We start from the raw sequence: 12259 nt of genomic DNA, 5'->3' as shown, positions 1-12259 counted from the left end.
GGCGCGCAGGCGCCGGTCGTAGTCTGGAGCCCCGCCCGCGCCTCTTGCCGGAACCTCGCCATGCCCAGCCAGCCGCCCGTCCACCGCGTCGCCCTGCTGTTCAACGGCAGCAAGATCTACGACAGAGGCATCCTCGCCGGCATCGGCAACTACCTGAGCGGCACCCGGGCGCGCTGGGATCTGTTCCTTGAGGAAGACTTCCTCTGTCGACTCAAGGGCATCGAGCGCTGGCAGGGCGATGGCATCATCGCCGACTTCGACGACCCGGCGGTGAGCGCCGCCCTGGCCCACAGTGCGCTGCCGGTGGTGGCCGTCGGCGGTTCCTACGCAGCCCCTGGCGACTACCCACCCGGCATCCCCTACGTGGCCACCGACAACGCCGCCCTGGTGCGCCTGGCCTATGACCACCTGATCGAATCCGGGCTGACCCGCTTCGCCTGCTTCAGCCTGCCCGCCGCCGACACCAATCGCTGGGCCGGCGAGCGCGAGGCGGCCTTTGCCGCCCTGCTCCGCCGCGACGGCCTGCCGGTGGAGATCTATCGCGGCCTGGAGACCAGCGCACCGCTGTGGGACACGGCGGTGGAACAGATGATCGCCTGGCTGGAAGCCCTGCCTAAGCCGGTGGGCATCCTCGCCGTCACCGACGCCCGGGCGCGGCAACTCCTGCAGGCCTGCTTCACGGCCGGCATCCCGGTGCCGGAACAGGTGGCGCTGGTGGGCATCGACAACGATCCGCTGGCGCGCACCCTGACCCGCGTGCCCCTGACCTCGGTGATCCAGGGCACCGAGGCCATCGGTCGGGAGGCGGCGCGGCTATTGCACCAGCGGCTGCACGGCGTCGAACTGGGGGCGCCGCGGGTACTGATCCCGCCGGAGGGCATCAACGTCCAGGCCTCCAGTCGCCACCAGCCGGTGCGCCATCCCCAGGTGATGCGCGCCCTGCACTTCATCCGCCAGTACGCCTGCCAGGGCATCAAGACCGAGCAGGTGGCCAGCTATGTCGGCATCTCCCGCTCGGCGCTGGAGTCGTCCTTTCGCCGCGAACTGGGGCGCAGCGTCCACGACGAGATTCTCGGCTTCAAGCTGGCCGCCGCGGCCGTCGCCCTGCAGGAAGAGGCCCCGAGCCTGGCGGAAGTCGCCCGGCGCTGCGGCTTCACCTCGGCGCAGTATCTGCACGCGGTGTTTCGACGGGAGTTCGGCTGCACGCCGCGGCAGTACCAGTCGAATCCCAGACCCCTGGCGAGCGCCCATGAAAAAGCCCGTCCGGAGACGGGCTTTCAGGTCGCTACCGCGGCTTATTTGCCGACGGTCTGACCCAGGAACCAGGCGCGCTCTTCGGCCTGGTCGATCCACTCTTCCAGCAGGCTGGTGGTGGAGACGTCGTTGGCGTCGTCGGTCAGGGTGTGGGTGGTGCGCATGTAGGCCGCCAGCGACTGGTTGTCGTCGTGCAGCTCGGTCAGCATCTGGTCAGCCGACAGGTCGGTGGCATCGCTGCTGGCCAGGCGCTTGAGTTGCACCATCTGCTCCAGGGAGCGCACGGTGGGCTGGCCGATCTTGCGGGCGCGCTCGGCGATCAGATCGGTGATGCCGTACAACTGGGTAGCTTGCTCTTCCAGCAGCAGGTGGTAGTCGCGGAAGTGCGAGCCCTTCATGTGCCAGTGGTAGTTCTTGGTCTTGATGTACAACGCGAAGACATCGGACAGCAGCACGGCCAAGGCTTCGCCTACGGCCTGCTGGTTCTGCAGGGTGGCGTCTTCGCCCTGATGGGCCTTCTGCTTGACGCTGGAAACGGTCTTGAGTTCTTGCTTGGCATTGGCAACGGCCATGAGAGATCTCCTGTCAGGACGTAGAGAGAAAAAAAGGTTCGCCCGGATTGGCGCGAACAGCAACGTCTGCAGAAATCGACCGCACCGGACGAAAAATCGTTCATCGAATTTGCATATTGCCACCATGGGCATGACGAATGGTTACCGGCAGTGCGACTGCGTTTCATTGCCCGCTCCAGAGCCTGTCCCGTCCCCTGGCCGCTGCGCTTGTAGCTAGATGTGTAGGTAAAACCGTTTGTCAGCTTGGGCGCCAAACCGGCGTTGCGTGAGAACCGCTGCTCGTTCCGCCCGGTCACCTAAAAGGCAAGGCACACGAACGGTCGCCGAGAGCTCTCTGCCGGCCACGACAAGGTTCTGCACACAGGTAACAGCGTATGACGACGCCCCTTAATCCCGCCCAGGGACAACCCTCGCAGACCAAGGACGGTTCTACGGCAGAGGCCCATCTGCATGACCTGAAAGAGGTCGCCCGAGACACGGTGCAAGACGCCAAGCAAGAAGGTGCTGCCCACTTCGAACACTATCGGGACACCGCGGCTGACCAGCTCGGTGCCATTGCCCAGAGCGCCCAGGCGGCCGCTGACGAACTGGAAGACAAGGACACCCTGGGCCTGGCGCACTATGTCAGCGACATGGCGCAGAGCCTGACCGGTCTGGCCGAGGATCTGCGCGGCAAGAGCGCCGAGCAGCTGCTGCACCAGGCCGGCACCCTGGCCCGCGACAACCCGGCGCTGTTCCTCACCGGCAGTATCGCCATCGGCTTTGGGCTGTCGCGCTTCCTCAAGGCCTCCAGCCAGCCGGACACCGGCAGCAGTTCGCGCGTCAACGGCCCGGACACGGTGCCCTCGCTGACTACCCCCTCGGTCGCGGCGGAAAACGAATTGGTGGAGCCGGCGGCGGGTGCCGACGTCATCCACACCAACAACATCCCCAAGGGTCCCGACCGCCACACGCCGACCACCACCGGCAGCGGCGACCCAATCGGTGGTGCGGCGATCAATCCGGCGCGTACCGGCAGCAACCTGAACACCGGAACCTCGTCCAGCCACCTAGATCGTCCCACTCTGAGCGGAGACAAGCAGCCATGATCAACGAGAATCCCACTCCGCGTTCCACCGAGGGCGATACCTCGGTCGTCGGCCTGGTCAAGCAGCTGGTTCACGAGGTCCCGGCGCTCTTCACCAAGGAACTGGCGCTGGCCAAGGCCGAACTGGGCGAGTCGCTGCGCACCACCAAGGCCGGTGTGGCCGGGGTCGCCGCGGGCGCCATAGTGCTGCTGGCCGGCTTCATCGTGCTGCTCATGGGCATCGTCTATTTCCTCTCCCAGTACCTCACGCCCTGGGCCGCCGCCCTGCTGGTGGGCGCCGTGGTCATGGTGATTGGCTTCATCATGCTGCAGTCGGGCAAGAAGCAGTTCGAGCCGTCCCACTTCACCCCTGATCGCACCGTCAACAGCCTGCAGAAGGACAAGGACGCCGTACGGAGGGCCGCACAATGAGCATCACCGATCAAATCGATCAGGAATCCCGCAAGAATCCCGATGAGCTCGAACGCGAGATCGACCAGAAGCGCGAGCGCATCGAAGATCTGGTAGGGGCCCTGGAAAGCCGCCTGTCGCCCGGTCAGCTGTTCGACCAGGCGTTGTCCTACACCAAGGGGCACAGCGGCGAATTCGCCCACAACCTGGGCAACACCCTCAAGGCCAATCCGGTACCGGCGGTGCTGACCTCGGTGGGTCTGCTGTGGCTGGCGCTGGGGCAGAATCGCACGCCGGCTCCGGCTACCACGGGCACCCCGCTCAAGGACAAGCTGTCCGGTGCGCTGGACTCGGTCGCTAACAGCGCGGGCCATACCCGTGATTCCCTGAATCGTGGCAGTCACGACGTGCGCGACAAGGTGACCGGCCTGGGCGAGAGCGTATCGGCCAAGGCCTCCGAGACCGGGGAGCGGCTGAGCGATACCGCTGCGCAAGCCAAGGACACCCTGGCTGACCAGGCGCAACAGCTCAAGGGCACCTTCGAGACCCTCTTGCGTGAACAGCCACTGGTGGTCGGTGCGCTGGGCATCGCCCTTGGCGCCCTGCTGGGGGCCTCTCTGCCACGTACCGAAACCGAGGATCGCGCCCTCGGCAAGCACAGCGACAAGCTCACCGCCAAGGCCAAGCAGGCGGCCAGCAGTGGCTACGAGCAGGTCAAGGCGGCTGGACAGGACGTGGCGAAAGAAGCGCGCCAGGCCGGCTCTGACACCCGCAGTCAGCAGGCGGATGCGGGCACTTCTGCGCCGAAAAACCTGGGTAACGATCCCGACGCCGGGGTCGAGTCCATGGCGGGCTCGCCGAGAGCGGGCACCGGCAGCACCCTCGGGGCCACCCAGGCGACCGCGGGCATGAATGTCGGCCGTACCGCGGCCAACGGCAATACCCCGGGAGCGGTGGGCGACGAAAGCGGCATGGCCACCCCGCCACGCAGCTTCTGACCGGCAGGATGGCCGGGGTCAGCCGCTGACCCCGCCAATAGACAATCCAGCCATAGAAAATAAAGGCGCCCGGGTCTGCACCCGGGCGCCTTTGTCGTTCATACCCCGATCAATAACCCGGATCCGGGTTCTCCTTGGGCTGCTCGGGTCGCTTGCTGTCTTGCGGGCGCTGTTCTTCACCGCCCTGATTGAGTTCCTTGTGGGTCTCGCCGACCTTGCCGGCGTTTTCCGGCTTGTGGTCGAGATCGTCGCGCTTGGCCATGATCCTTACCTCTTGTGGCTGAGTACGTTAGGCAACACGGCGGGGCCAGGGTGCCCCGCGTGCACCGATCAACGCAGGGGCGGCGCCATGAATTCCGGCCCCACCGGATCCTTGACGTGTTCGGCGAGGATGGTATCGATGGCCGCCAGGTCCTCGGCGGACAGCTGCCAGCCGAACGCCTCGTCCAGCCCTTGCAGCTGCTCGGGCTTGCGTGCGCCCCAGAGGGCGATGGTCGGCCCCTGATCGAGGATCCAGCGCACCGCCAGGGCCAGCATCGACTTGCCATGGCGCTCGCGGGCAAAGGCGGTTAGAGCCTCCACCGCGGCCAGATACTGGGCGAAGCGCGGCGCCTGGAACTTGGGATCGCCCTGGCGCAGGTCATCGCCGTCGAATTGCGTCTGCGCATGCATGCGCCCGGACAGCAGGCCGCGGCACAGCGCGCCATAGGCCAGCACCACCAGACCATGGCGCTGGGCATAGGGCAGCACGTCGGCTTCGATGGCGCGTTCGAAGAGGTTGTAGGGCGGCTGCACCGTGGAGGGGTTGGCGAACTGGCGGAAGGCCTCCAGTTGCTCGGGCGAATAATTGCTCACGCCGATGGCGAGGATCTTGCCCTCCTGCCGCAGGCGCTCCAGTTCGCGCGCAGTCTCCTCGTGGGGCACCTGGGGATCGGGCCAATGCACCTGATAGAGATCGAGGCGATCGGTGCGCAGGCGTCGCAGGGAATCTTCCACCTCCTGGCGAATGCGAGCCGCGCTGGCATTGCGGCGCACCTCTTCGTTAGGCCACTCCAGGGCCACCTTGGTGGCGATCACCGCCTGGTCGCGGATGCCTTCCAGGGCCTTGCCGACGATTTCCTCGGAACGACCGAAGCCATACACCGGCGCGGTGTCGATCAGGTTGATGCCGCCCTGCACGGCACCGCGGATGGTCTCGATGGAGCGGGCCTCGTCGGTACCGCCCCACATCCAGCCACCGATGGCCCAGGTGCCGAGGGCGATGCGGGAAACAGGGGTATCGATACCCGGGATACGTAGGGTTTCAGTCATGGAAAGCTCCAGGCGGGAACGCCAGTCGAAAGGATCAACCTTGTGAGGCTAATTCAAAAGGCGTTGAATAGGGCTCAACGAACGCTTGACCCTTATCGCGCGAGGATTGTGCATGCCCACCCTGAATCGCGGCGAACTGGCCGATCTCAATGTCTTCGTCGCCCTGGTCCGGCGGCGCAGCTTTCGCCAGGCCGCCATCGAGCTGGGCGTCACCACCTCGGCGCTGAGCCACGCCCTGCGCCAGCTGGAGACCCGGCTGGGGGTCAAGCTGCTCAATCGCACCAGCCGCTCGGTGGTACCGACGCTGGCCGGCGCGGCGCTGGCGGAAAAGCTCGAATTGGGCTTCGCCTTGATTGGCGAGGCCCTGGGCGAGCTGGACCATCACCGCGACGCCCCGGTCGGGCGCCTGCGCCTGAGCGTGCCGCGCGATGCGGCGCGGCTGCTGGTGACCCCGACGCTGCCCCGGCTGCTGGCCGCCTATCCGCAGTTGCAGCTGGACATCAGCGTCGAGGACCGACCGGTGGACATCGTCGCCGACGGCCTCGACGCCGGCATCCGCTATGGCGACACCGTGCCTCAGGATATGGTCGCCCTGCCGCTCACCGACGAGTTGCGCTGGATCGTGGTGGGCGCCCCCGCCTATCTCGACCGTCACGGCCGACCGCAGCAGCCGGAAGCGCTTGCCGAGCATCGCTGCGTACGCCTGCGCCTGGGCAACGGCGCCCTCTATCGCTGGGAGCTGGGCAGCGGCGCCACCACCCGGACGATCGACGTACCCGGCCCGCTCACGGTCAACGAGACCGAGACCTCGATCCAGGTCGCCCTCGACGGCCTGGCCCTGGCCTATTGCCTGGAATGGCGGGTGGCCGACGAATTGCGCGACGGTCGCCTGGAGCAGGTGCTGCCCGACTGGGCCTCGCCCGGCGCGCCGCTGTGCATCTACTACCCGAGTCGGCGCCAGCCGCCGCCCGGCTTGCGCCAGCTGATCGAGGCCCTACGCCAGACCTGGACCGGGCGCCACCCCTGAGGGCGCGAACCAACCGCCGCGCCCGGGGGTCCCCTGACCACGCCATGATCGCCTGACCGAGGAGGCCCGCTTGCCCACTGCCAACGCCGCCGACCTGCCGCTGCCCGTAGAGCGCGAACTCAGCCCCCGGGCGCTGCTCACCGGGGCGCTGCTGGGCATCCTGCTGACCCCGGCCAATGTCTATGCCGGACTCAAAATCGGCTGGTCGTTCAACATGTCGATCATCGCCCTGCTGGTGAGCTACGGCCTCTGGCACCGCCTGGGGCGCCGCCTGCAGCAACCGGGCTGGACGCTGCACGAAAGCAACATCAACCAGACAGTGGCTTCGGCGGCGGCCAGCATCGTTTCCGGTGGCCTGGTCGCGCCCATTCCGGCCTACACCCTGCTGACCGGCCAGGAATTGCCGACCCTGCCGCTGATGGGCTGGGTGTTCGCGGTGAGCTTTCTCGGCATCTGGGTGGCCTGGTACCTGCGGCCCCTGCTGCTGGCCGATGCCAGCCTAAAATTCCCCGAGGGCCTGGCCACCCTGGAAGCCCTGCGCCAGGTCTATGCCAGTGGCGCCGAAGCCCTGGCCCGGCTGCGGGTGCTGCTGGGCGCCCTGGCGCTGTCGGCGGCGGTCAAGCTGGTGGACAGCTTCGCCTGGACGCTGCCGCGAGTCGCGCCCTCGCCCGCCCTGGAACGCCTGACCTTCAGCTTCGATCCCTCGCTGCTGCTGCTCGGCTTCGGTGGCATCATCGGCCTGAGGGTCGGGTTGTCGCTGCTGCTCGGCACCCTGCTGGCCTGGGGCGGTGTTGCGCCCTGGCTGCTGGGCAGCGGTGTCGCCACGCTGCCAGCGGAGGCCAGCGGTCCGCAATACGCCTTCCTGGTGCAATGGCTGCTCTGGCCAGGGGTGAGCCTGATGGTCAGCGCCACCCTGGCTGCACTGGCCGTGCGCCTGCTCACCCTGCCCCGCGCCGAACGCCGTCGCCAGGGCTGGCAGCGGCCCCGCGCCTGGCCGCTGGCGCTGCTGCTGGTGGCGGCTCTGCTGGTGGTGGTGCTGCAGGTGTGGCTGTTCGGCATCGACCCCTGGCTGGCCCTGCTGGCCCTGCCGCTGGCGCTGTTTCTCGCCGCCATGGCCGCGCGGGTGGTCGGCGCTACCGGCATCCCGCCCATCGGCGCCATCGGCCAGCTGTCGCAGCTAACCTTTGGCCTGGCCGCCCCCGGGCAGGTCAACATCAACCTCATGGGCGCCAACACCGCCGGCGGCGCGGCGGGCCAGAGCACCGACCTGATGAACGACTTCAAGGTCGGCCAGGCCATCGGTGCCACCCCGGCCAAGCAAGTGGTCGCCCAGTGCCTGGGCATCGCCCTGGGCGCGGTAACCGGGGTGCTCACCTATCGCCTGCTGATTCCCGATCCCCAGGCGCTGCTGCTCAGCGCAGCCTGGCCGGCACCGGCGGTGGCCCAGTGGAAGGCGGTGGCGGAAACCCTGACCCAGGGCCTGGGTGCCCTCGACGGGGCCATGCGCCTGGGCATCGTCCTGGGCGCCCTGGCCGGCTTGCTGCTGGGCCTGGCCGAAGCCTTGCTGCCGACCCGCCGCGCGCACTGGCTGCCCAGCTCGGCGGCCCTGGGGCTGGCCTTTATCCTGCCGGCCTCGGTGTCGCTAATGATGACCCTAGGCGCGCTGCTCACCGCCCTGGTGCGCTGGCGGGCACCGGGCCTGGCCGAGCGTTTCGCCCTGGCCGCCGCGGCCGGCCTCATCGCCGGGGAAAGTCTGGCCGGCGTCGGGGCGGCTTTCTGGCAAATGCTCTCGACGTGAGCTGCGACATCTTGTCAACTGGACAATAATTTCCAGACGTAATGTCGCGAACCTTTCAATAACCTTTCAAACCCATGAAATTCGGGGGTTCCGGTCCGATTCAGCTTGCCAGCGCGCTTTTGCAACACATAAGGTTACAAATAGCGCGACCCACCCGCGAGAGGTCTGGGCGCCCTGCGCGAGCTGTCTCCATAACAAACCCAATCCGAGCTAGCAGTCATGGCCACCACCTCGAAAGCCAAATCCGTCTTCCGCGTCGTCAGCGGAAACTTCCTCGAAATGTACGACTTCATGGTCTATGGCTTCTATGCCACGGCCATCGCCAAGACGTTCTTTCCCGGCGATAACGAACTCGCCTCCCTGATGCTGTCGCTGGCCACCTTCGGTGCCGGCTTCCTGATGCGCCCCCTGGGGGCCATCTTCCTCGGCGCCTACATCGACCGCCACGGTCGTCGTCACGGCCTGATCGTCACCCTGGCGCTGATGGCCCTGGGCACCCTGCTGATCGCCGTGGTGCCAGGCTATGCAACCCTAGGTGTCGCCGCACCGCTGCTGGTGTTGCTCGGCCGCCTGCTGCAGGGCTTTTCCGCCGGCGTCGAGCTGGGCGGCGTGTCCGTCTACCTGTCGGAAATCGCCACCCCCGGCCGCAAGGGCTTCTTCGTCTCCTGGCAGTCCGCCAGCCAGCAGGTCGCGGTGGTCTTCGCCGGCGTGCTGGGCGCCCTGCTGAACCACTGGCTGTCGCCCGCCGAGATGGGTGAGTGGGGCTGGCGCATTCCCTTCCTGATCGGCTGCCTGATCGTGCCCTTCCTGTTCATCATCCGTCGTTCCCTGGAAGAGAGCCCCGAGTTCGAGGCGCGCAAGCATCGTCCGACCTTCGGCGAGACCATGACGTCCATCGGCCAGAACTTCGGCGTGGTGCTGGCGGGCGTGGCCATGGTCTCCATGACCACCGCTTCCTTCTACCTGATCACCGCCTACACCCCGACCTTCGGCAAGCACGAGCTGCACCTGACCGACCTGGACAGCCTGATCGTCACCGCCTGCGTGGGCATCTCCAACTTCATCTGGCTGCCGGTGATGGGCGCGCTGAGCGACCGTGTCGGCCGTCGTCCGCTGCTGATCTTCGCCACCGTGCTGGCCATCCTTACCGCCTACCCGGCGATGATCTGGCTGACCCACGCCCCGGGCTTCTCGCGCCTGCTGATGGTCGAGCTGTGGCTGTCCTTCCTCTATGGCACCTACAACGGTGGCATGGTGGTGGCCCTGACCGAGGTGATGCCGGCCCATGTGCGCACCACCGGCTTCTCCCTGGCCTACAGCCTGGCCACCGCGACCTTCGGCGGTTTCACCCCGATGGTCTGCACCTGGCTGATCCAAGAGACCGGCAACAAGGCCGCCCCCGGCATGTGGCTGACGCTGGCCGCCGTGCTCGGCCTGGTCGCGACCCTGACCCTGTTCAAGGGCAACGCCCAGCCGCGCTTCAAGACCGTCACCGCCTGACAGGCCTGTCGTAGAGCGGCAGGCCCTGCCGCTCTCGCGCCTGCCCAGGTCGCTCCGCGCATCGAACTGTCATGACCTTTTGCTATGGTCTAGACCAGATGACCGCAACCCGCGGTCGCCGTGCCGGAGTCCGCCGATGTCCCCCCTCCCCCGCCTTCTCGCCGGCCTGGCCGGCGGTCTGCTCAGCTTCACCGCTGCCGCCACCGAGCTGACCCACTGGCCGTCCGATGCCGCCCGGCAGCTCGACGCCCTGATCACCGCCAATGCCAACCAGGGCAACTACGCGGTGTTCGACATGGACAACACCAGCTATCGCTACGACCTAGAAGAGGCCCTACTGCCCTTCCTGGAGATGAAGGGCGTGCTGACCCGCGATACCCTCGACCCCTCGCTCAAGCTGATTCCCTTCAAGGACGTCGGTGGCCACAAGGAAAGCCTCAACAGCTACTACTACCGGCTGTGCGAGGTCGACGACCTGGTCTGCTACCCCTGGGTCGCCCAGGTGTTTTCCGGCTTCACCCTGCAGCAGCTCAAGGGCTACGTCGACGAGCTGATGGCCTACGGCAAGCCGATCCCCGCCACCTACTACGGCAAGGACGATAAGGTCGAGACGGTGGAGATCAACCCGCCCAAGCCCTTCACCGGCCAGCAGGAGCTTTATCACAAGCTGATGGAGAACGGCATCGAGGTCTATGTGATCAGCGCCGCCCATGAGGAGCTGGTGCGCATGGTGGCCGCCGATCCGCGCTACGGCTATGGCGTGAAGCCTGAAAACGTCATCGGCGTCACCACCCTGCTCAAGGACCCGGCCACCGGCGCCCTGACCACCGCCCGCAAGCAGATCGCTGAAGGCAAGTACGATCCCCAGGCCAACCTCAAGCTGCAGGTCACGCCCTACCTCTGGACCCCGGCCACCTGGTTCGCCGGCAAGTACGCGGCCATCCTCACCTACATCGATCCCTGGAAGAAACCCATCCTGGTCGGCGGCGACACCCCGGTCAGCGACGGCCCCATGCTGTTCCAGGGCGTGGACGCCGCCAAGAACGGCATCCACCTGTGGATCGACCGCAAGTCCAAGTACCGCACCCAGATCGAGGCGATGATGAAAAGCAACGCCGAGGGCCAGGCCAAGGCCGGTGTGGCGGTGAATGCGGACAAGCACTGGGTGATCGTCAAACCCGAAGACATCCAGTAGGCCGCTGGCGACCGGGCGGGCTAGACTGGAAACTCTTTCTGCCCGCCCTGGAGCCCGCCATGGAACACCTGGTCCTGACCGTCATCGCCCCCGATCGCCCCGGTCTGGTGGAAGCCCTGGCCGACTGCGTGGCCGCCCAGGGCGGCAACTGGCTGGAAAGCCGCATGGCCCACCTGGCCGGCCAGTTCGCCGGCATCCTCTCGGTGGAAGTGGAACCGGAATTGCGCAATGGCCTGGTGGAGACGCTGCAGCAGCTGGCCATTCCCGGCCTGCGCATCCTGGTCGGCGAACCCGGCCAGCCGGCGCCGGTGGGGGCGCCGCTGGTGCAGCTCGACCTCCTGGGCAACGACCGCGTCGGCATCGTCCGCGACATCACCCGGGCGCTGCATCAGGTGGGCGTCAACGTCGAACGCCTGTCCACTGAGACCCGCCCGGCACCCATGAGCAGCGAGGTGCTGTTCCACGCCACCGCCCTGCTGGCGCTCCCGGCGGACCTCGAACTCGAGGCGCTGCAGGCCCACCTGGAAACCCTCACCGACGACCTGATGGTGGAGCTCAAGCTCTATCGCCACGGGCATGACTAGGCCCTAGCTCCGCCCCTTCTCCAGCCGTCGCCGGATGCCCTCGGGGACATCGTCCGGCAACGGCATCCGCCCGTCCGCCGGCAGGGCTTCCAGGCCGGCTTCGCCCAGCAGCACCAGCATTTCCTCCTTGAGGCGACTCAGGGCGAAGGCCTGCCAGGCCTCGCGTACCGAGGGGAAGAGCTCCAGCTCATAGTCGAAGGTACGGATCGGCCGCCGGCTCTCCAGGGCCGCGCGCAGCAAGGGTTGGGCGTGGGGATGGCGCAACTGGTGCAGAAAGGCTTCGCGCAGTTCCAGGCGATCGTCCTGGGTCAGGCGCGGCAGCGGCAGGTAGCGTTCGGGATCTTCCAGTTCCTCGCGTTCTTCCAGACTGAGATCGTCCGGATCGAGCAGACGCAGGGCGCCGCTTGCAAGGTCGAGGAAGTGGGTGCCTCGCTCCCGGCTGTCGAGGGCGGCAGCCAGCAGATCGAGGTCGAGAGTGAGGGGGCGCATGGCAGGACTCCGGCACAGGCGAACAGGAGCGGAGATCTGTCTCCGCTCCTGTTG

13 protein-coding genes are annotated in these 12259 nt (G+C 67.1%); 9 read left to right on the top strand and 4 right to left on the bottom strand.

Annotated elements, in window-relative coordinates; genetic code table 11:
- Positions 1 to 60 precede the first annotated feature (60 nt).
- On the top strand, positions 61 to 1314 hold the full coding sequence (locus tag FHR73_RS15970) for a DNA-binding transcriptional regulator (protein WP_183632543.1): 1254 nt from the start codon (positions 61 to 63) through the stop codon (positions 1312 to 1314).
- On the opposite strand, the gene FHR73_RS15965 is transcribed toward FHR73_RS15970, so the two are convergent.
- Positions 1296 to 1826, bottom strand: coding sequence for a Dps family protein (locus FHR73_RS15965; protein ID WP_017639603.1), 531 nt, complete (start codon positions 1824 to 1826; stop codon positions 1296 to 1298). The two genes, FHR73_RS15970 and FHR73_RS15965, sit on opposite strands and share 19 nt — an antisense overlap.
- Before the next feature lie 374 nt (positions 1827 to 2200).
- Between FHR73_RS15965 and FHR73_RS15960 the strand changes: the two genes are divergently transcribed.
- The 3 genes from FHR73_RS15960 to FHR73_RS15950 are packed head-to-tail and all read left to right on the top strand — an operon-like array spanning position 2201 to position 4301.
- Positions 2201 to 2914 (top strand): hypothetical protein, encoded by a 714-nt coding sequence (locus FHR73_RS15960; protein ID WP_221191558.1) that lies wholly within the window; start codon positions 2201 to 2203, stop codon positions 2912 to 2914.
- Positions 2911 to 3324, top strand: coding sequence for a phage holin family protein (locus tag FHR73_RS15955; RefSeq protein WP_133862017.1), 414 nt, complete (start codon positions 2911 to 2913; stop codon positions 3322 to 3324). Before FHR73_RS15960 ends, FHR73_RS15955 begins: the two co-directional genes overlap by 4 nt.
- Positions 3321 to 4301, top strand: a complete 981-nt coding sequence (locus tag FHR73_RS15950; RefSeq protein ID WP_221191557.1) for a DUF3618 domain-containing protein — start codon at positions 3321 to 3323, stop codon at positions 4299 to 4301. Before FHR73_RS15955 ends, FHR73_RS15950 begins: the two co-directional genes overlap by 4 nt.
- A gap of 109 nt (positions 4302 to 4410) precedes the next feature.
- On the opposite strand, the gene FHR73_RS15945 is transcribed toward FHR73_RS15950, so the two are convergent.
- Both FHR73_RS15945 and FHR73_RS15940 read right to left on the bottom strand, forming a co-directional pair.
- Positions 4411 to 4563: a hypothetical protein gene (locus tag FHR73_RS15945; protein WP_169742412.1), complete on the bottom strand. Its 153-nt coding sequence runs from the start codon at positions 4561 to 4563 to the stop codon at positions 4411 to 4413.
- 68 nt (positions 4564 to 4631) lie between these two features.
- A complete protein-coding gene (locus FHR73_RS15940; protein WP_183632541.1) occupies positions 4632 to 5612 on the bottom strand; it encodes an aldo/keto reductase in 981 nt (326 codons plus the stop codon).
- Positions 5613 to 5724: 112 nt separating this feature from the next.
- Between FHR73_RS15940 and FHR73_RS15935 the strand changes: the two genes are divergently transcribed.
- The 5 genes from FHR73_RS15935 to FHR73_RS15915 all read left to right on the top strand — a co-directional run bounded on the left by FHR73_RS15935 (position 5725) and on the right by FHR73_RS15915 (position 11716).
- Positions 5725 to 6639, top strand: a complete 915-nt coding sequence (locus FHR73_RS15935) for a LysR family transcriptional regulator (protein ID WP_183632539.1) — start codon at positions 5725 to 5727, stop codon at positions 6637 to 6639.
- Positions 6640 to 6709: 70 nt separating this feature from the next.
- Complete coding sequence (locus tag FHR73_RS15930; RefSeq protein WP_183632537.1) at positions 6710 to 8437, top strand: OPT family oligopeptide transporter; 1728 nt, start codon at positions 6710 to 6712, stop codon at positions 8435 to 8437.
- 219 nt (positions 8438 to 8656) lie between these two features.
- On the top strand, positions 8657 to 9937 hold the full coding sequence (locus FHR73_RS15925) for an MFS transporter (protein ID WP_183632535.1): 1281 nt from the start codon (positions 8657 to 8659) through the stop codon (positions 9935 to 9937).
- A gap of 136 nt (positions 9938 to 10073) precedes the next feature.
- Positions 10074 to 11132: a haloacid dehalogenase-like hydrolase gene (locus FHR73_RS15920; RefSeq protein WP_183632534.1), complete on the top strand. Its 1059-nt coding sequence runs from the start codon at positions 10074 to 10076 to the stop codon at positions 11130 to 11132.
- A gap of 59 nt (positions 11133 to 11191) precedes the next feature.
- Entirely contained in the window at positions 11192 to 11716 is a 525-nt protein-coding gene (locus FHR73_RS15915) for a glycine cleavage system protein R (protein ID WP_027597442.1), read from the top strand.
- 3 nt (positions 11717 to 11719) lie between these two features.
- Here FHR73_RS15915 and FHR73_RS15910 read toward each other — a convergent pair whose 3' ends face one another.
- Positions 11720 to 12205, bottom strand: a complete 486-nt coding sequence (locus FHR73_RS15910; RefSeq protein ID WP_183632533.1) for a UPF0158 family protein — start codon at positions 12203 to 12205, stop codon at positions 11720 to 11722.
- Positions 12206 to 12259: the final 54 nt, after the last annotated feature.

The sequence above is a fragment of the Pseudomonas sp. AS2.8 genome (genome assembly GCF_014190935.1).
Classification (GTDB): domain Bacteria; phylum Pseudomonadota; class Gammaproteobacteria; order Pseudomonadales; family Pseudomonadaceae; genus Chryseomonas.
Note: the sequence above shows the minus strand (reverse complement) of the source record. Positions and strands in the feature narration are given on the sequence as shown.

Excerpts from the sequence above, each read along its gene's own strand:
- FHR73_RS15970 (WP_183632543.1), top strand. The coding sequence starts at position 61 with ATGCCCAGCCAGCCGCCCGTCCACCGCGTCGCCCTGCTGTTCAACGGC.
- FHR73_RS15965 (WP_017639603.1), bottom strand. The coding sequence starts at position 1,826 with ATGGCCGTTGCCAATGCCAAGCAAGAACTCAAGACCGTTTCCAGCGTC.
- FHR73_RS15960 (WP_221191558.1), top strand. The coding sequence starts at position 2,201 with ATGACGACGCCCCTTAATCCCGCCCAGGGACAACCCTCGCAGACCAAG.
- FHR73_RS15955 (WP_133862017.1), top strand. The coding sequence starts at position 2,911 with ATGATCAACGAGAATCCCACTCCGCGTTCCACCGAGGGCGATACCTCG.
- FHR73_RS15950 (WP_221191557.1), top strand. The coding sequence starts at position 3,321 with ATGAGCATCACCGATCAAATCGATCAGGAATCCCGCAAGAATCCCGAT.
- FHR73_RS15945 (WP_169742412.1), bottom strand. The coding sequence starts at position 4,563 with ATGGCCAAGCGCGACGATCTCGACCACAAGCCGGAAAACGCCGGCAAG.
- FHR73_RS15940 (WP_183632541.1), bottom strand. The coding sequence starts at position 5,612 with ATGACTGAAACCCTACGTATCCCGGGTATCGATACCCCTGTTTCCCGC.
- FHR73_RS15935 (WP_183632539.1), top strand. The coding sequence starts at position 5,725 with ATGCCCACCCTGAATCGCGGCGAACTGGCCGATCTCAATGTCTTCGTC.
- FHR73_RS15925 (WP_183632535.1), top strand. The coding sequence starts at position 8,657 with ATGGCCACCACCTCGAAAGCCAAATCCGTCTTCCGCGTCGTCAGCGGA.
- FHR73_RS15920 (WP_183632534.1), top strand. The coding sequence starts at position 10,074 with ATGTCCCCCCTCCCCCGCCTTCTCGCCGGCCTGGCCGGCGGTCTGCTC.
- FHR73_RS15915 (WP_027597442.1), top strand. The coding sequence starts at position 11,192 with ATGGAACACCTGGTCCTGACCGTCATCGCCCCCGATCGCCCCGGTCTG.
- FHR73_RS15910 (WP_183632533.1), bottom strand. The coding sequence starts at position 12,205 with ATGCGCCCCCTCACTCTCGACCTCGATCTGCTGGCTGCCGCCCTCGAC.